The following is a 17,620-nucleotide window of genomic DNA, read 5'->3' as shown; positions in this document are numbered from 1 at the left end:
GCCCAGGGTTGGCCACAAACCGGCGCGGCTCGATGACACTTGCGCCTGCGCGCCGCGATACGCCGCCTCGGCGGCAACAATCGACTGGTTGGCCGTGGCCGAGCGCTGGATCAATTGCGTCAGCACCGGGTCGTTATAGGCCAGCCACCATTGGCTGTTCAGCGCGCCTTGGGGGTTGGCCACAGCCCGTTGCCACTGCGTGCCCTCTTTGAAGCCCATGGGTAATTGCATGGCCGGATTTTGATAGTCCGGCCCGACCATGCAACCGGCCAGGGTCAGGCTAAGGGTCATGGCCAGCAGCAGCGGTTTGAGGTTCATCGGGTGGTCTCCTTGGGCGCCCGGCGCAGACGTTGCGACAGGCGGTCCAGCCAGAGGTAAATCACGGGCGTGGTGTACAGCGTCAGCACTTGGCTGAAGAGCAACCCGCCCATGATGGAAATACCCAGCGGGCGGCGCAATTCCGAGCCGTAGCCGGTGCCCAGCACCAGCGGCAAGGCGCCGAGCATTGCCGCCAGGGTGGTCATCATGATCGGCCGAAAGCGAATCAGGCAGGCGCGGCGGATCGCTTGTTGCGGGCTGAGGCCCAGCGCTTTGCCTTCGGTAATGGCGAAGTCGATCATCATGATCGCGTTTTTCTTGACGATGCCGATCAGCAAAATCACCCCCACCAGCGCAATGATCGACAGCTCGGTGCCGGTCATCAGCAAGGCAATCAGCGCCCCTACCCCGGCCGACGGCAAGGTCGAGAGGATGGTCAACGGGTGGATCAGGTTTTCGTAGAGCATGCCGAGCACGATGTACACCGAGACAATCGCCGCCAATATCAGCCAAGGCTCGCTGGACACCGACGACTGAAACACCTGCGCTGTCCCGGCAAAGTGCCCGACCACACTGGCCGGCATGCGCAGTTGCGCCACCGCGTCATCCACCAGCGTGGTGGCCTGGCCGATGGACACGCCGGGGGCCAGGTTGAAAGACACCGTCACCGCCGGGAAGGTACCTTGATGGCTGATGGAAATCGCCGTGCGCGCCACCGACTGCTGCGCCACAGCAGACAACGGGATCAACGTCGCGTTGGCGTTGCTCGCCAGGTTCGGCGCGGTGTTGGTTTTGCTGGCTGTCGAGGCACCTTGCGGCAGGTAAATCGACGTGAGCGCCGACGGGTCGGCCCAGTATTCGGGGGCGACTTCCATGACCACGTGGTACTGGTTGGCGGCGCGGTAAAGGGTCGACACCTGGCGCTGGCCAAAGGCGTCGTACAGGGTCTGGTCAATCGCTGACATGCTGACCCCGAGCCGCGCCGCTTTGTCGCGGTTGACCGCCACATTGGCCGCAAGGCTGTTGTCTTGCTGGTCGGTATTGAGGTCTTTGAGCTGCGGGAGTTTATGCAGCGCCGCCAGCACTTTGGGCACCCACACATCGAGGCTGCTCTGGTCGTCGGCAGTCAGCGTGTATTGGTACTGCGCGGCGCTCTGGCGCCCGCCCACGGTGATGTCCTGCACCGATTGCAGGAACAACCGGGTGCCCGGCATGTCGCCCAGGGTTTTGCGGATCTGGGCGATGATCTGGTCGGCGCTGGCCTTGCGCTCACTCAAGGGCTTGAGCGAGATAAACATCTGCCCGGTGTTCACCGAACCGCCCCCGCCGCCCGCGCCGCCGATAAAACCGCCGACCGCTTCCACGTTGGGGTTGAGCAAGACTTTACGGTTGATCGCCAGAAAGTCCTGCTGCATGGCGCCATACGAGATGCTTTGCGAGGCCATGATGCTGCCGTTCAGGCGCCCGGTGTCTTCTTGCGGGAAAAAGCCCTTGGGCACCCGCACGTACAGCACCCCGGCCAGCACGATCACCAGCACCGTCACCAGACCCATCAGCAAGGTGTGGTTGATCACCCAGCCGAGGGTGCGGTCGTAGAAGCGATGAAAACGCGAGTCCGGCGCCGCTTCCGGGTGTTGGGCGGTTGCCGGGGCACGTAAAAACACCGCCGCCAGCATCGGCGTGATGGTCAGCGACACCAGCATCGACATCGCAATCGACACCGACAAGGTGACCGAGAACTCACGAAACAAACGCCCGACAATCCCGCCCATCAGCAGCAGCGGAATAAACACCGCCACCAGCGACACGCTGATGGTCAGCACGGTAAAGCCCACCTCCCGGGCACCGGCCAGCGCCGCCTGCACCCGCGATTCACCGCGCTCCAGATGGCGCATGATGTTTTCCACCACCACAATCGCGTCATCGACCACAAACCCGGTGGCAATGGTCAACGCCATCAACGACAGGTTGTTGAGGCTGTAGCCCATGAAGTACATGACGCCAAAGGTGCCGAGCAGCGACAGCGGCACGACAATGGCCGGCACCAGGGTGCTGCGCCAATCACGGAAAAACGCAAACGTGACCAGCGTCACCAGCAAAATCGAGGCAATCAGGCTGATTTCTACGTCGCGCAACGAGGCGCGAATGGTGGTGGTGCGGTCCATCAAAATATTCAGTTTGATCGAGGCCGGAATCGACGCTTGCAGAAACGGCAGCTCGGCCTTGACCGCGTCCACCGTCTCGATCACGTTGGCCCCCGGCTGCTTGAAGATCACCAGCAGCACCGACGGTTGGCCGTTGTACAAGCCATAGTTGCGCAGGTCTTCTACGTCTTCGCGCACGTAACCCAGGTCGCTGATGCGCACCAGGTCGCCATTGTTCTGCTTGACCACCAGCGCGCCGTAGTCCGGCGCATTATAGAGCTGGTCATTGGCGGCAATCACATTGCCCTGTGCGCCGATATCAATCGTGCCTTTGGGCAGGTTGACGTTAGATGCGGCGATCACCTCGCGCACCTGTTCAAGGCTCACGCCGTAATGGTTGAGGCGGTCCGGGTTGAGTTCGACCCGCACCGCCGGCAAGGCCCCGCCGCCCACCGTCACATCGCCCACGCCGCTGGTTTGCAGGAGCTTTTGTTCGAGCAGAGTTGAGGCCACGTCGTACATGTGCCCCGGCGTGGCCGCGTCCGAGGTCAGGCTGATGACCATGATCGGCGAGTCAGCCGGGTTGACCTTGCGGTAGGTCGGATTGCCCGACAAGTCGCTGGGCAAGTTGCTGCGCGCGGCATTGATTGCCGCCTGCACATCGCGGGCGGCGCCGTCGATGTCGCGATTAAGGTCGAACTGCAAGTTGATCCGGGTCGTGCCCAGACTGCTCGACGAGGTCATTTGCGTGACCCCGGCGATCTGCCCGAACTGACGTTCCAGCGGCGTGGCCACCGAGGTGGCGACGGTGTGCGGGTCGGCCCCCGGCAACTTGGCGCTGACGCTGATGGTGGGGAAATCCACCTCCGGCAGCGGCGCCACCGGCAGCAGGTTGAACGCCAGCACGCCAAACAGCGCGAGCCCGACAGCCAGCAAGGTGGTGGCGATGGGACGTTGGATAAACGGCGCACTGAGGTTCATCGCGATCAATCCGCCCTGGCTGCGCGGCGACCCTTCAGGCGCTGCCCGAGGTCATGCATCGCGAGGAAGATTACCGGGGTCGAAAACAGCGTCAGCAACTGGCTGAGCAGCAGCCCGCCAATGATCGCGATCCCCAACGGATGGCGCAGTTCAGAGCCAATGCCGGTGCCCAGCGCCAACGGCACGGCGCCGAACAGCGAGGCCATGCTGGTCATCAGAATCGGCCGAAAGCGCAAGGCCGCCGCCTGCTTGATCGCCTGCACCGGGCTCAAGCCTTCTCGTCGCTCAAGGTCCAGGGCGAAGTCGACCATCATGATGCCGTTTTTCATCACGATACCGATCAGCAGCACGATGCCGATCAGGCCGATGATGTCGAACTGGGTGCCGGTGACCAGCAGCGCCAGCAACGCCCCCAGCGCCGCCGAGAGCAAGGTGGAGAGAATGGTGATCGGGTGCACGAAGCTCTCGTAGAGCATGCCCAGCATCAGGTACACCACCACAATCGCCGCCAGCACCAGCACCGCCTGATTGGCCAACGACGCCTCAAACGTCGCCGCCGCGCCCTGCAACGACACTTGCACCGAGGCCGGCATCGCCACCTGCTGCTCGATGGTCTTGAGCCGGGTCAGGGCCGTGCCCAGGGTTTGGCCAGGCGCCAGGTTGAACGAGATGTCGGCATACGCGAACTGCCCCAGCCGGTTGATCGTCAGCGGCGTCTGCACCACCTGCATCGTCGCCATGCTCGACAGCGGCGCCACCCCGCCGCCGGGGATGTCGACGTAGAGCCCGGTGAGCAAATCCGCGAGGTTCTTCGGCGGATGGTCGGTGGCCATCACCACGTGGTACTGGTTGAGCTGGGTGTAAATGGTCGACACCTGACGCTGGCCGAAAGCGTCATAGAGCACGTCGTCAATCGCCTGCGGGGTAATGCCCAGACGCGAAGCGGTGGCGCGGTCAAACGTGAGCTGGATCTGATTGCCAAACTGCATCGCCTGGCTTTGCACATCGGTGAAGGTCGGGTCTTGCTTGATCGCCGCCATCAGCTTGCCGGTCCACTCCTGCAACACCTGCGGGTCGGTGGCCTGCAGGCCGAGGCGGTAACTGGTGGTGGCCACGCTGGCGTCCAGGGTCAGGTCTTGCACCGAGTGCAGGTACAGGCGGATCCCGGCGTCGTCGGCATTGGCATCGGCCAGACGCCGGATCACCGTGCTGGCGCTGTCGCGCTGGTCACGCGGCTTGAGGTTGATCAGCAGATTGCCCTGATTGAGGGTCGGGTTGGTCTGGTCGATACCGACAAACGACGACAGGCTCTGCACCGCCGGGTCGCGCAAAATGCGCGAGGCCAGGCGCTGTTGCTCGACCTGCATCTGCTGGAACGAAATAGTCGGCGAGGCCTGGGAAATCCCCTGAATCAGCCCGGTGTCCTGATCAGGGAAAAAGCCCTTGGGCATGACCGTCAGCGTCAGCACCGTGAGCACGGCGGTGAACGCCACCGACAGCAGCGCCAGGGTGCGGTGCGCCAACACCCAGTTCAGGCCGCGCACATAGTGCTGGTTGATGCGATCAAAAAAGTCTTCGCGGCGCTCCTGCGGGTGCGCCTTGAGCATGCGCGCGCACATCATCGGCGTCAGGGTCAGGGTAATCGCCGCCGACATCACGATGGTCACGGCCACGGTCATGGCGAATTCGCGGAACAGCCGCCCCACTACGTCGCCCATGAACAACAGCGGGATCATCACCGCAATCAGCGCCAACGACAGCGAAATGATGGTGAAGCCTATTTGCGCCGAGCCTTTGAGCGCGGCCTGCAACGGCGTATCCCCCTCCTCCAGGTAACGGCTGATGTTTTCGACCATGACAATGGCATCATCGACCACAAAACCGATGGCAATGGTCAGCGCCATCAAGGTCAGGTTATTCAGCGAAAAACCCAGCGCATAGGCCACCGCCAGGGTGCCGAGCAGGGTCAAGGGCACGGTCACGGCGGGAATAAGGGTGGCCGCGACATTGCGCAAAAACAGGAAGATCACCAGCACCACCAGCACCACGGCAACCGCCAGTTCGTACTGCACGTCGGTGACCGAGGCGCGAATGGTCTGGGTCCGGTCGGTGAGCACCGCCACCTTGAGCGTGCCCGGCAAACTGGCGCGCAGCGTGGGCAGCAAATGTTGCACGCGGTCGACCACATCAATCACGTTGGCCCCCGGCTGGCGCTGGATACTCAGCACAATCGACGGGGTTTCGTTGGTCCAGGCGGCCTGACGCGGGTTCTCCGGGCCTTGGGTCGAGGTGGCAATGTGTGACAGACGGATCGCGGCACCGTTTTTATAGGCGATCACCAAATCGCGGTATTCCTCGGCCGATTGCAACTGGTCGTTGGCACCAATGGAATACGCCTGGAACTTGCCGTCGATGCTGCCCTTGGCCTGGTTGACGTTGGCGGTGCCCAGGGAGGTGCGCAGATCATCCAGCGACAACCCGAGGTTATTCAGCGCCGAGGTATTGGCCTCGACCCGCACCGCCGGGCGCTGGCCGCCGCTGATGGTGACCAGACCGACGCCGCTGATCTGCGAGATTTTCTGCGCCAGCCGGGTGTCGGCCAGGTCTTCGATTTTGGTCAGCGGCAGTACGTCCGAGGTCAGTGACAGGGTCAGCACCGGCGCATCGGCCGGGTTGACCTTGCTGTACACCGGCGGGTACGGCAGGTTGGCGGGCAAGAACGTGCCGGCGGCGTTGATCGCGGCCTGCACCTCTTGCTCAGCCACATCCAGCGACAGCGCCAGATCAAACTGCAAGGTCTCCACCGAGGCGCCATCGGAGCTGGTAGAACCCATGGACTTGAGGCCAGGCATCTCGCCCAACTGGCGTTCAAGCGGCGCGGTAATCGACGAACTGATCACCTCGGGGCTGGCGCCGGGGTATTGGGTAAACACCTGAATGGTCGGGTAATCGACCTCCGGTAAGGCCGACACCGAGAGCAGGCGGTAGCCCAGAATCCCCAGCAATAAGATCGCGACCATCAACAAACACGTGGCCACCGGGCGTTCGATAAAGGGGCGAGAGACGTTCATCTGCGGCGCCTCACTGTGCGACTACTTTAATGGCCGAGCCGTTGTCGAGCTTGTCTGCACCTTCCGTGATCACCTGCTCACCCGGCTTGACCGAAGCGTCGAGAATCGCGGTGACATCGCCCACGCTTGGGCCGGACTTGACGTTGCGCAGGCTGGCCTTGCTGCCCGCCACCACAAACACGAAGTCGCCCTGGCTGCCGTGTTGAATGGCCCGGGTCGGCACCACCGGCACTTGATCCAGCATCTTCGCCTTGAGCCGCGCATTGACGAACTGATTGGGGAACAGCACATGGTCTGCGTCATCGAACTGCGCCTTGACCTTGATCGTGCCGGTGCTGGTGTCGACCTGGTTATCCAGCGCCAGCAACTGCCCGCTGGCCAACAGGTTTTGCTTGTTGCGGTCATAGGCCAGAACGCTGACAACGCCTGCCGCCCTGGCCTGATTGATCGCCCCCAGGTAGTCCTCGGGCACGGCAAACACCACCGTGGCCGGGTTCATCTGCGTGATCACCGCAATCGCGAAGGTGCTGGCAGTGGTTACATAGTTGCCGGGGTCAACCTGGCGCAACCCGACAATCCCGTCCACCGGCGAAGTGATGGTGCAATAACTCAACTGCACCTCAAGGTTTTGCACACTGCCCTGATCGGCGGCCACCGTGCCCAGTTGCTGCGCCACTGTAGAGATTTGCGTATCGAGGGTTTGTTGGCTGATGGAACCGACCTTGATCAACTCGCGGTAGCGCGCCAAGTCACGCTGGGCGTTGCTTAACACCGCCTGATCGTGAGCCAGAACGCCCTGGGCTTGAGCCAGTTGCGCCTTCAGCGCGCGGTCGTCGATGCGGGCGATCACCTGCCCTTTGCGCACCTGCTGGCCTTCCTTGAAGTCGACCGAGGCCAGAATGCCATCGACCTGGGTGATCACCGTCACGCTCTGCGTGGGCGTGACCGTGCCGAGGGCATCGATATACACCGGCACATCCTGCGGCACCACCGCCACCGCCGCCACCGGCTCGGCCCGCCCGCCCATGCCCATGGGGCGGTCTTTGTGCGCCATGGAGGGCCAATGGGCATACAGCGCCCAAGCAACGGCCAGCACAACCAGCGCGCTGAGCGCCCAGATAAAAGTGTGTCGTCTGCTCGTGTTCACACGCGTCACTCACCAAAAGAAGGCTGAGTTCAGAGTATCGAAGCGGCGACGCGTGAAATTAAATTCGGTGACAGCTTACAAAGGTTTTACACAGCCCTGACAGGACGCTGAATCTGCGATGTTTATGCAGTGGTTTTGGCTGTTGGTGCACTGTCGGGACATTGGGTGCTGCTGGAATCCTCCATCCTCGGCCTCTGCGCGAGTGACAGAGATGCTCGCTTAGCCTTCAATAGATGAGTTTCGGTGAGTTCACTCCTCTAATTGGAGGAAATGGATTGAAATTGATAGCTTCGTGATCGACGGGATAACCGTGAAACATACCAAAATCGATGGAGCCAAGCTCATACTGCATCGTAGTGAAATACTCAATTGTCAGCCACTTCCACTTTTCGATTGCAGGATCATCAACATCAGTAACTTTTCTCGTTAACAGATCTGGAATCAGTACGTCCGTATGATAGTTAGCCGAATACTTTTTCTCAGAAAAACCCTCTGGCACAGTAGAAGGCCTCGAAAGGTGAGGACATGTATTTGCCGGATCAATATTATGCCAGCTAGTTGACTTGTTACTCTTAAGGCTGATACCACCGTTCCCTATGGACTGCCATGCCAGTCGCTGAATATTTTTAACTGCCTCATCCAGATCATTTGCAAAACCTTGATTAACCATATTATTCGCATAATGCCCTACTGAATTTATTGAAATAATTGCCCCACCGGGCACTCTGCGATCATGATTAGCCGTATGATGCGCCGTCGTATGAAAAAAATTAATACCCGCCTTATACAAAAACAACTTACCATCCTGTATCAATGGTGCTGCCTCCGTATAGATAACATCTGTATTAACAGGAGCATACTCGTTAAATATCAGATTAGAAAACCCCTTAAACACCTCAACCAAGCTATCTGAAGGAGGCAGATCAATCAGCTTTCCGATATTAAAAAAGTACAACACAGCATCGCTCTTTCCTTTGGAACACGCTTACTTCCATTCCAGACGACAAGCTTGAAGGTATGTTTTAAGATGCTCCTGCCCTAACGCAATATCATTATCATCAACAACATAGACACTTAGCTGAATATTCTGCTTTCCTGTAGAGGCTAACCTGCCCAACATACAAGGCTGCTTTCGCTTGATCCAACTCAATATAATTTCTTTTTTCTTTTCCTTGTCTGATTCTCCCAGCAGCGCTTTATTTACGATATCCAGATCCTCCCCATAAGAATTTCTCTCACAGGATAGATCAGGCAATTTGGATAAAAGCAACGTTACATCCATTTGACACCTCCCTAACTGAATATCAGCTAGTCTTATATGACTATTTTTTTATGTAATCCTTCAACGTGTTTTCTGAAGCAGCATTTTTAGCGATCAACACCAGCGCAATTATCGTCAGTGCGGCACCTCCTACTTGTAAAAGTGAAAGTATTTCTCCCAAAAAAACAACAGCACCAACAACACCAATGACAGGAACAAGGTTTAAAAACATACCCGCCAAGCCGGCACGAATGTATTTCAATGAATAAATATAAAAAGAGAAAGCGAGAGCATACTGCACAATCCCCGACACTAGCGCTAACCCCCATACTTCCAAAGAACCCGGCAATGCCGCGAACGCTTTACTTTCGGGGTAAATAGTCCACTCCAACGGTAACATCAAAATAGAAGCCACCAATGCAAGAGTCTGCTGACAAGCCACTATATAAAAAAAATCCTGCTCTTTCGCGATGCGAGAGGACAGAACAACATAGAACGCAGCAGACAGCATACCCAATGAAATCAGGCTTGCGCCAAACCAGCCTTCTTTGACGTTCCCGCCGTGTATATCTAACGCAAAGAACAACCCTACCAATATCATTGCTGACAGTACTATAAAATTTATCGACGGTATTTCCTTCAAGAGAAGCATCGCCAGAAGCACAATCATTATTGACTCCAACGATTGTAATAACGAGGCCTCTGACGCTCCCGTAAAAGTCAAACCAATCAGCACCAAGACATATGTCAAACACGGCTCAAGCAAGCCTAAAAAACTTAATTTGACCAACACGTTAGCCGTAGGGGCGGAGGCTTTTCTGAACGCTACTACGCACCAAAGAAACGTCACACTTGCCATCAACTGAATAATCAGTAACGTGACAGGATAGAAACTTCCCAGCGCACCCTTTGACATAACTAACGCGCCCCCCCAACACATTGCAGCCATGGTGGCCGAAGCTATACCGAGTGAAGCACGACTTATTTTCTTGGGTGCCATTAATTTCGCCTTGCCTCATTTTAAATAAATAAGCTTTCCGAGTTACTACTACCCACACATCAAAATTATTACGCTTCCCTTTTCGCCCGACACGAGACCATAGAGCCTTACCCAAGCCCAGAAACAAGCGTGGATATTTGAGCCACCTTTTGTGCAAGATTAACGCGTGTCAATACCGTAACCACCCTCATAATCAGGCCACTTCTGTCGTAACTCACTGGCAAGCCCATGGCAGAGCTGACGGCCTAATTAATTCGATAAATTTCAATGAGTATTATATGTAGGACTATTTGTAGGACATATAGGTGCGCCCTTCGGTACTGAGGCCGATGGAAAACTCGCGGCGCAAAAGTTAGCATCCGTTTAACCACATAAAAAAATGTGGCCGGACGCTAATCAAAAAATCCTACACAAGGGGAAACCATGTTCAGTCACATTCAGATTGGCGCACGAGACCTCGACGCCATGATTGCTTTTTACGATGCCGTACTTACGCCTTTGGGATTAGAACGTATGACTGATCATGATGACGGCCCCGCCGGTGCGGGCTGGCACTTGCCCGGTCAGAGCTGGCCACAGTTTTTCGTGCAATTGCCTTTTAACGGATTACCCGCAACGTCGGGTAACGGCGTACAGGTCAGCTTTGCAGCAAGCTCGCAAAACCAGGTAAGAGCTGCCTGGCAAGCGGCAACCACTTCAGGGGGCACGGATGAGGGAGCGCCGGGGTTGCGACCTCAGTACTCAGCCGATTTTTTTGGTGCGTACTGTCGCGATCCCGAGGGCAACAAACTCTGCTTTGTCCACGCCGAAGGCCTGGTTCGATAGAGCAATCACCCTCCTCGTCGGGCACCCCTGCGCCGCTGAGCTACGCCGTGGCCGCTGTAGCTTTCATATTGGTCACCGGCGCTGAAGGTTCTTTGAGCAGTGCAAAGTAGGCAAACGCCGAGCACAGGGCGACGACCGCGCTGATGATGAAGGCCGATGAGAACGAGCCGCTTTGTTGCACGCTAAAACCCGTGAGGATCGGTGCGATGGAGCCCGCCAGGTAGCCGCCAAAGTTCTGGATCGAACCAAACGAGGCGACTCGCTCAGACGGCACGATGGTGTTGACGATCATCCACGCGGTGGCGCTGGAGATGTTGATGAAGAACATGGTCAGGCACAGCAGCACTACGCACGCGACGACGTTGGTGGTGAAGGCCACGATCAGGGTGAACAGCGCCCCGCCGAGCAACCCGAGGATGACCATCAGTTTGCGGCTGGCCAACACGCGCATGCCGCGCGCCACCAGTTTGTCGCAGCAACGCCCGGCCACGATGGTGCCCAATGCGCCAAACAGGTAGGCCAGCGACACCACCCAGGCGGTGCGGTACAGGTCCAGGCCGTGTTCGCGCTCAAAGTAGCCCGGCAGCCAGGTCAGGTTAAGCCAGATCATGTAGATCACGCCCATAAAGCCGAGAAACGCGCCCCAGGTGTTGCGCTCTTTGAACAATGCGGTCCAGCGCAGTTTCGGCGCCGCTTTCTGTTGCACCGCCACCGGCTCTGCACGGCCGGTGGCGGCCATGTATTCGGCTTTGCTTTTGTAGAATTTGAACCAGCACAGCGCCAGCACCAAACCGATGACCCCAGTGAGGATAAACATGCCGCGCCAGCCCAGATGGACCATGAACAACGTCAGCAAGGGTGGCGCCAGGCACGGGCCGATGCAGGTCGAGGACCACACCCAGCCGGTGGCCGTGCCGCGCTCTTGGGTGTCGAACCATTCGGACAAGGCCTTGGCTGCCGAAGGGAACACCGGCGCTTCGCCGATGCCCAGCAACACCCGCAGGCCTACCAGATGGCCGTAGCTGCTGAACAGGCCAAAGGCCGCTTGCGCCACCGACCACACCACCAGCGAACCGCCCAGGGCGAGTTTGCTGCCGAGCTTGTCGATCAGCGCGCCGAGGGGTAATTGCGAAAAGGCGTAAGCGATGGAGAAGGCTGAGAGCATGACGCCCATTTGCATGGGGCTGATGGCCAGGTCTTTCTGGATGGTGGTGTTGGCGATGGACAGGGCACTGCGATCGAGGTAGTTGACGACTCCAATCATGAACAGGAAAAAAATCGTCAGCGTTTTGTAGCTTTTTATTGTTTTCATACGCGCCTCTAGTGAGCGGTGGCGCCCTACCCGCGCAACACATCGGCGGGTGGGCGACTTGCACTCTAAATGCCCACCTGCGCGCTGCCCAATCACAAGATCCCATCGGTTAATAACCCCGCGTTATCAAGGCGTCTGGCGGGCTCCGCGCACGGCATCGGGGCCGCTCAACAACGCGTCGATAAAGGCTTGCATCGACCAGCTCGGCGGTTCGTTGCGCCGGGTGATGATGCCGTAGTCGGCCAGCACCAGCGGAAACGGCAACGCCAGACGGGTCAGGCGCCCGGCCTGGATTTCCGGTTCGGCCATGGACTCGGCCAGCATCGCAACCACAGGGGCGGTTTGCAGCAATTGCATGGTGGTTTGCAGCGACACGGTTTCGACGGTGTTTTCCGGGGTTTGCATGTTGGCTTCGATAAACGCCCGCTCCAGCCGCGCGCGCATCGGCGTGCCCGTCGGGTAGACCACCCAGGGCCAACTGCCGAGGTCGGTCAGCGGGGTTTCGCTGGCGCCCGCCAACGGGTGCTGGCTGCCCGTGACCAGACACAGCGGCTCAGGGGCCAACGGCTGAAAATCGAACAATTCACGGTGCCGGTCGAGGGTGAAGCGCGCCACCACCAGGTCCAGTTCCTTGTGTTCGAGCATGGTCAGCATGTTAGCGCTGGTGCCCTCAAGCACTTCGATCGTGAGCAAGGGCCATTGTTGCTTGACCTCGACAATCGCCGCGGGCACTGCCACCGCTGCGGCCGCGTAGATGGTGCCGACTTTCAAAAAGCCATGCCCGCCCTGGCGCAGATGGTTGATCTGGACCACAAACTGCTGGGTGTCATTGAGGGCGATTTGCGCAAAGCGCGCCACGTGACTGCCAAGGTCAGTCAGCGACATGCTGCGCGGCAAACGCTGGAACACATCAAAGCCCAATTGGTGCTCGATCTCGCGCAGCATCTTGCTCACCGCCGGCTGGCTGATGTTCATTTCCTGGGCCGTGGCGTGCATGTTTTGCGTGCGCGCCAGGGTGTCGATCAGCACCAAATGGCGGAACCGTAACCAGTTGCACAGTTGATTGAACGCGACATCCGCCATCCGATAACCTCCCGTTATTAAGGCTTGAGAATATCTCATTGGCGATTATCGCAGCGCAACATTAGTGTTGGCCCCATAAGAACAATGGATCAGCACTCATGAACCTCGCCAACAAACGCGTTTTGATTACCGCGGCGGCAAACGGCATTGGTCGCGCCTCGGTACTGGCCTTGCGCGATGCAGGCGCCACGGTCATCGCCACCGACTTGAACGTCGATGCCTTGCACGATATTGCGGGTATTCAGGCGTTATCGCTGGACGTCACGCAACCGGCAGCCATCGATGCCATTCGCCAGCAAGTCGGCACCCTCGACGTGCTGTTCAACTGCGCAGGCTACGTGCACAGCGGCGCGCTGCTGGAGTGCGACGACAGCGCCTGGCAATTCTCTTTCGACCTCAACGTTACCGCCATGTACCGGATGATCCGTGCCTTCTTGCCGGGCATGCTGGAAAACGGTGGCGGCTCGATCATCAACATGGCCTCGGTGGCGTCCAGCGTGAAGGGCGTACCGAACCGTTTTGCCTACACCGCCAGCAAAGCGGCGGTGATTGGCTTGACCAAATCGGTGGCGACCGATTACATCAGTCAAGGGATTCGTTGTAACGCCATATGCCCAGGCACGGTAGATTCACCTTCGCTGCGCCAGCGCATCGCCGAACAGGCCCGTGAGCAAGGGCGTTCGGAGGCTGAGGTGTATCAGGCATTCGTGGCTCGCCAGCCCATGGGCCGCATCGGCAGCGCCGAAGAAATCGCCCAGTTGGTGCTGTACCTGGCCAGCGACGCCAGCAGCTACACCACCGGCACCACGCAGATTATTGATGGCGGGATGAGCGTTTAACCCTCCATGCAGGAGCGAGCTTGCCTCGCGATCTTTTAGAAGATCAAAAGATCGCGAGGCAAGCTCGCTCCTACAGAAGGTCAGGTTTTTAATTCGATACAGGAGCTTTTATGAAACTGCTGCGCTACGGCGAAAAAGGTCAGGAAAAACCCGGTCTGCTCGATGCCCAAGGCAATATCCGTGATTTGTCGGCGCACATCGCCGATGTCGCAGGCAAGGCACTGGAGCCTGCAAGCCTTGAAGCCCTGAGTAAAATCGACCCGGCCAGCCTGCCGCTGGTCAACGGCTCGCCGCGTATCGGCGCTTGCGTCGGGCAGGTCGGCAAGTTCATTTGCATCGGGCTTAACTACGCCGACCACGCCGCTGAATCCGGGCTGGCCGTGCCGTCGGAGCCGGTGGTTTTCAACAAGTGGACCAGCGCCATTTGCGGCCCCAATGATGACGTAGAAATCCCTCGCGGCTCGGTCAAGACTGACTGGGAAGTCGAGCTGGGTGTAGTCATCGGCAAAGGCGGCCGCTACATCGACGAGAGCAATGCCCTGGACCACGTCGCCGGTTACTGCGTGATCAACGATGTGTCCGAGCGTGAATGGCAACTCGAACGCGGCGGCACCTGGGACAAAGGCAAGGGTTTTGACACGTTCGGCCCCATTGGTCCATGGCTGGTGACCCGTGACGAAATCCGCGACCCGCACCACCTCAAGCTGTGGCTTGAGGTCGACGGACAGCGCTACCAGAACGGCAATACCAACACCATGGTGTTCCAGATCCCGGCGCTGATTGCCTACCTGAGCCGCTGCATGTCGCTGCAACCGGGCGATGTGATTTCTACCGGCACGCCGCCGGGTGTGGGCCTTGGGGTCAAGCCTGCGCCGGTGTACCTGCGCGCCGGCCAGCAGATGCGTCTGGGCATCGAAGGGCTTGGCGAACAGCAGCAACGCACGGTGCAAGCCGACTGATTACACCGCTCAAACAACTATAAGAAACAGGAGCAACACATGCGCATCCTCATCACTGGCGGTACCGGCTTTATCGGCAAGCAACTGGCTCAACGCCTGGCAGATTTGAACACCCTGACGCTGGAAGGCGAAGCACCGCGCACCATCGAACGCATTGTGCTGTTCGACGCCTTTGCCGGTGAAGACGTGCCCAGCGACCCGCGCATCGAGCTGGTGACCGGCGATGTCGCCGACCCTGAAGTGATCGCCCGTGTCACCGATGGCGTGGACCTGGTGTGGCACCTGGCGGCAGTGGTCAGCTCGGCCGCCGAGGCGGATTTTGACTTGGGCATGCAGGTGAACTTGCACGGCCTGATGCTGCTTCTCGAAACCCTGCGCAAGCAAGGCACCGCGCCGCGTCTGGTGTACGCCAGCGGCTTCGCGGTGTTCGGCGGCAAGCTGCCGGAGGTGGTGGACGACGACACCGTGCTCACCCCGCAATCGTCCTATGGCATGCAAAAAGCCGTCGGTGAATTGCTGGTGGCCGACTACGCCCGTAAAGGCTTTGTGGATGGCCGCGTGTTGCGCCTGCCGACCGTGGCCGTGCGCCCCGGCAAACCGAACAAAGCCGCGTCGACCTTTTTTAGCTCGATCATCCGCGAGCCTCTGGTGGGCCTGCCTGCCGTGTGCCCGGTGCGCCCTGACACCCGCGTGTACCTGACCTCGCCACGGCGCATTGTCGAGTCGATGCTGCTGGGCATGACCCTGTCGCCGCAGACCCTGGGCGGCGAGCGCATCATCCCGCTGCCGGGCGTGACCACCACCGTGGCCGACATGGTGGCGGCGCTGCAACGGGTGGCCGGTGACAAAGCCACGCAACTGATTCGCTGGGAGCCGGATGCAACCATCCAGCGTATTGTCGAAAGCTGGCCAAGCAAGGTAGAAGCCCCACGTGCCCGTGCACTGGGCTTTACCGCCGACCCGGACTTCGACGCCATCGTGCGTGCGCACATAGAAGATACTGCACACTAACTGACAGCCGCTCTACACCTCCCCTGTGGGAGCGGGCTTGCTCGCGATGGTATCGATTCGGTCTACTGCCACACCGCGTCGCCTGGATCGCGAGCAAGCCCGCTCCCACAAACAACAATAAAAAAATGAGGCCGTGCGAAATGACCACCACCCCGCTTCCGGATGTCACTGACATCGAGCAACAAACGATCAAGCGCGTCACCAAGCGCATGATCCCCTTTCTGATCCTGCTGTTTGTGGTCGCCTTTCTGGACCGCAACAACGTCGGTTTCGCCGCCCTGCGCATGAACGACGACATTGGTATCAGCCAAACCCTGTATGGCCTGGGTGCCGGTATTTTCTTCCTCGGTTACTTCATTTTCGAAGTGCCGAGCAACGTCTTGCTGCACCGCTACGGCGCCCGCGTGTGGATCGCCCGGATCATGGTGACCTGGGGCATCATCGCCGGGGCCATGGGCTTTTTGCAGACGCCGGTGCACTTTGTCTCACTGCGCTTTCTGCTGGGCATCGCTGAAGCCGGGTTCTTCCCGGGGGTGATTTACCTGCTGTCGCTGTGGTTCCCGAGCCGCTACCGGGCACGCATGATCGCTACCTTTTACCTCGGCGTACCCATCGCACAAGTGATCGGCGCGCCACTGTCGGTGGGCCTGATGGAAATGGGCGACGCACTGGGCTTCGTCGGCTGGCGCTTGATGTACATCGTCGAAGCTGTACCGGCGGTAATTCTCGGCGTGGTCTGCTACTTCTACCTCACCGACCATCCGCGTCAGGCCCACTGGCTGACCGATGAGCAGCGCAACTGGCTGATCAACACCCTGGAGCATGAAGAGCGCAACAAACCGCTGGTGGTGGGCATTCAACCGAGCAAATGGGAGATGATCCGCAAGGCCTTGTCCAGCCGTCAGGTATGGCTGCTGGCGCTGGTGTACTTCGGCATCACCTCGGGCTCCAACGCCATGAACTTCTTTATGCCCACCGTACTGGCCTCGTTCCGTGGCTCGTTCGGGCTGGAAATCGGCCTGATGCAAAACGGCCTGATCACCGCTATCCCTTACGCCTTGGCCGCTGTTGCCATGATCTGGTGGAGCCGTCGTTCGGACCGCCTGCAAGAACGTCACTGGCACGCCGGTGGTGCCGCCATGCTCGCTGCTGTGTCCATCGCCGTGGCGCTGTGGCTGAACCAGCCATGGATCATCGTGATCGGCTTCATCCTGCTGGCCATGGGCGTTTACAGCGCGATCAACGTGTTCTGGGCCGTCCCCGGGCAAGTGCTCACCGGCCTTGGAGCTGCCGCCGGGATTGGCCTGATCAACTCCATCGGTAACCTCAGCGGCTTTATTGGCCCTTACCTGACCGGTTACCTGTTCAACGTGACCGGCAGCTACACCCCGGGCTTCCTGGTGATTGCCGCACTGGTCGGCGCCGGTGGTCTGGGCATGGTGTTGATGCCACGTAACAAGGTGTCGCTGGGCAACGCAGCCGGCGCAACCTCTGCAACCGTAGGAGGCAAGGCATGAGCCTGCAAACCGTAGCGTTTATTGGCACCGGGATCATGGGCAAGCCCATGGCCCGCAACCTGTTGCACGCCGGCTACCCGGTACGGGCCTGGAACCGCTCGGCGGCCAAGGCCGAGGAATTGTCCGCCCAGGGCGCCGAGGTGTTTGCCACC

General features: G+C 59.2%; 14 protein-coding genes and 1 pseudogene. 6 read left to right on the top strand and 9 right to left on the bottom strand.

Features of this window, described 5'->3' with window-relative positions:
• From GHO41_RS24600 to GHO41_RS24570, 7 genes and pseudogenes are all read right to left on the bottom strand, one after another.
• A pseudogene (locus GHO41_RS24600) lies at positions 1 to 318 on the bottom strand (RND transporter); the annotation flags it as partial.
• Positions 315 to 3,443, bottom strand: a complete 3,129-nt coding sequence (locus tag GHO41_RS24595; protein WP_153434886.1) for an efflux RND transporter permease subunit — start codon at positions 3,441 to 3,443, stop codon at positions 315 to 317. The pseudogene GHO41_RS24600 and the gene GHO41_RS24595, both read right to left, overlap by 4 nt.
• Positions 3,444 to 3,448: 5 nt before the next feature.
• A complete protein-coding gene (locus tag GHO41_RS24590; protein ID WP_153434885.1) occupies positions 3,449 to 6,514 on the bottom strand; it encodes an efflux RND transporter permease subunit in 3,066 nt (1,021 codons plus the stop codon).
• Positions 6,515 to 6,524: 10 nt separating this feature from the next.
• The gene (locus GHO41_RS24585) at positions 6,525 to 7,661 is read right to left on the bottom strand and encodes an efflux RND transporter periplasmic adaptor subunit (protein ID WP_371929028.1); all 1,137 of its coding nucleotides are present in this window, start codon (positions 7,659 to 7,661) and stop codon (positions 6,525 to 6,527) included.
• 226 nt (positions 7,662 to 7,887) lie between these two features.
• Positions 7,888 to 8,619, bottom strand: coding sequence for a hypothetical protein (locus tag GHO41_RS24580; RefSeq protein WP_153434884.1), 732 nt, complete (start codon positions 8,617 to 8,619; stop codon positions 7,888 to 7,890).
• 27 nt (positions 8,620 to 8,646) lie between these two features.
• On the bottom strand, positions 8,647 to 8,943 hold the full coding sequence (locus tag GHO41_RS24575; protein ID WP_153434883.1) for a hypothetical protein: 297 nt from the start codon (positions 8,941 to 8,943) through the stop codon (positions 8,647 to 8,649).
• Between the two features lie 40 nt (positions 8,944 to 8,983).
• Positions 8,984 to 9,922 (bottom strand): DMT family transporter, encoded by a 939-nt coding sequence (locus tag GHO41_RS24570; RefSeq protein ID WP_153434882.1) that lies wholly within the window; start codon positions 9,920 to 9,922, stop codon positions 8,984 to 8,986.
• A 423-nt stretch (positions 9,923 to 10,345) separates the two neighbouring features.
• Here GHO41_RS24570 and GHO41_RS24565 point away from each other — a divergent pair, with 423 nt between their 5' ends.
• The gene (locus tag GHO41_RS24565) at positions 10,346 to 10,747 is read left to right on the top strand and encodes a VOC family protein (RefSeq protein WP_153434881.1); all 402 of its coding nucleotides are present in this window, start codon (positions 10,346 to 10,348) and stop codon (positions 10,745 to 10,747) included.
• Between the two features lie 40 nt (positions 10,748 to 10,787).
• On the opposite strand, the gene GHO41_RS24560 is transcribed toward GHO41_RS24565, so the two are convergent.
• Both GHO41_RS24560 and GHO41_RS24555 read right to left on the bottom strand, forming a co-directional pair.
• Positions 10,788 to 12,059 (bottom strand): MFS transporter, encoded by a 1,272-nt coding sequence (locus GHO41_RS24560; RefSeq protein WP_048370711.1) that lies wholly within the window; start codon positions 12,057 to 12,059, stop codon positions 10,788 to 10,790.
• 126 nt (positions 12,060 to 12,185) lie between these two features.
• Positions 12,186 to 13,142: a LysR family transcriptional regulator gene (locus GHO41_RS24555; RefSeq protein ID WP_048370713.1), complete on the bottom strand. Its 957-nt coding sequence runs from the start codon at positions 13,140 to 13,142 to the stop codon at positions 12,186 to 12,188.
• A 98-nt stretch (positions 13,143 to 13,240) separates the two neighbouring features.
• On the opposite strand from GHO41_RS24555, the gene GHO41_RS24550 reads away from it, so the two are divergent.
• From GHO41_RS24550 to GHO41_RS24530, 5 genes are all read left to right on the top strand, one after another.
• Entirely contained in the window at positions 13,241 to 13,981 is a 741-nt protein-coding gene (locus tag GHO41_RS24550; RefSeq protein WP_153434880.1) for an SDR family oxidoreductase, read from the top strand.
• Positions 13,982 to 14,091: 110 nt separating this feature from the next.
• On the top strand, positions 14,092 to 14,940 hold the full coding sequence (locus tag GHO41_RS24545) for an ureidoglycolate lyase (protein ID WP_153434879.1): 849 nt from the start codon (positions 14,092 to 14,094) through the stop codon (positions 14,938 to 14,940).
• A gap of 39 nt (positions 14,941 to 14,979) precedes the next feature.
• Entirely contained in the window at positions 14,980 to 15,951 is a 972-nt protein-coding gene (gene denD / locus GHO41_RS24540) for a D-erythronate dehydrogenase (RefSeq protein WP_153434878.1), read from the top strand.
• 140 nt (positions 15,952 to 16,091) lie between these two features.
• A complete protein-coding gene (locus tag GHO41_RS24535; protein WP_153374426.1) occupies positions 16,092 to 17,468 on the top strand; it encodes an MFS transporter in 1,377 nt (458 codons plus the stop codon).
• A partial coding sequence (locus tag GHO41_RS24530) for an NAD(P)-binding domain-containing protein (RefSeq protein ID WP_178126569.1) occupies positions 17,465 to 17,620 on the top strand: 156 nt, incomplete at its 3' end. The genes GHO41_RS24535 and GHO41_RS24530, both read left to right, overlap by 4 nt.

The organism is Pseudomonas sp. FSL R10-0399 (assembly GCF_009600165.1).
Taxonomy (GTDB): Bacteria; Pseudomonadota; Gammaproteobacteria; order Pseudomonadales; family Pseudomonadaceae; genus Aquipseudomonas; species Aquipseudomonas helleri.
This window is presented reverse-complemented; position numbering and strand designations above follow the sequence as displayed.

What these genes read in the sequence shown, in the direction of transcription:
- GHO41_RS24595 (WP_153434886.1), bottom strand. Translation starts at nt 3,443, where the DNA reads ATGAACCTCAGTGCGCCGTTTATCCAACGTCCCATCGCCACCACCTTG.
- GHO41_RS24590 (WP_153434885.1), bottom strand. Translation starts at nt 6,514, where the DNA reads ATGAACGTCTCTCGCCCCTTTATCGAACGCCCGGTGGCCACGTGTTTG.
- GHO41_RS24575 (WP_153434883.1), bottom strand. Translation starts at nt 8,943, where the DNA reads ATGGATGTAACGTTGCTTTTATCCAAATTGCCTGATCTATCCTGTGAG.
- GHO41_RS24570 (WP_153434882.1), bottom strand. Translation starts at nt 9,922, where the DNA reads ATGGCACCCAAGAAAATAAGTCGTGCTTCACTCGGTATAGCTTCGGCC.
- GHO41_RS24565 (WP_153434881.1), top strand. Translation starts at nt 10,346, where the DNA reads ATGTTCAGTCACATTCAGATTGGCGCACGAGACCTCGACGCCATGATT.
- GHO41_RS24560 (WP_048370711.1), bottom strand. Translation starts at nt 12,059, where the DNA reads ATGAAAACAATAAAAAGCTACAAAACGCTGACGATTTTTTTCCTGTTC.
- GHO41_RS24555 (WP_048370713.1), bottom strand. Translation starts at nt 13,142, where the DNA reads ATGGCGGATGTCGCGTTCAATCAACTGTGCAACTGGTTACGGTTCCGC.
- GHO41_RS24550 (WP_153434880.1), top strand. Translation starts at nt 13,241, where the DNA reads ATGAACCTCGCCAACAAACGCGTTTTGATTACCGCGGCGGCAAACGGC.
- GHO41_RS24545 (WP_153434879.1), top strand. Translation starts at nt 14,092, where the DNA reads ATGAAACTGCTGCGCTACGGCGAAAAAGGTCAGGAAAAACCCGGTCTG.
- denD (WP_153434878.1), top strand. Translation starts at nt 14,980, where the DNA reads ATGCGCATCCTCATCACTGGCGGTACCGGCTTTATCGGCAAGCAACTG.
- GHO41_RS24535 (WP_153374426.1), top strand. Translation starts at nt 16,092, where the DNA reads ATGACCACCACCCCGCTTCCGGATGTCACTGACATCGAGCAACAAACG.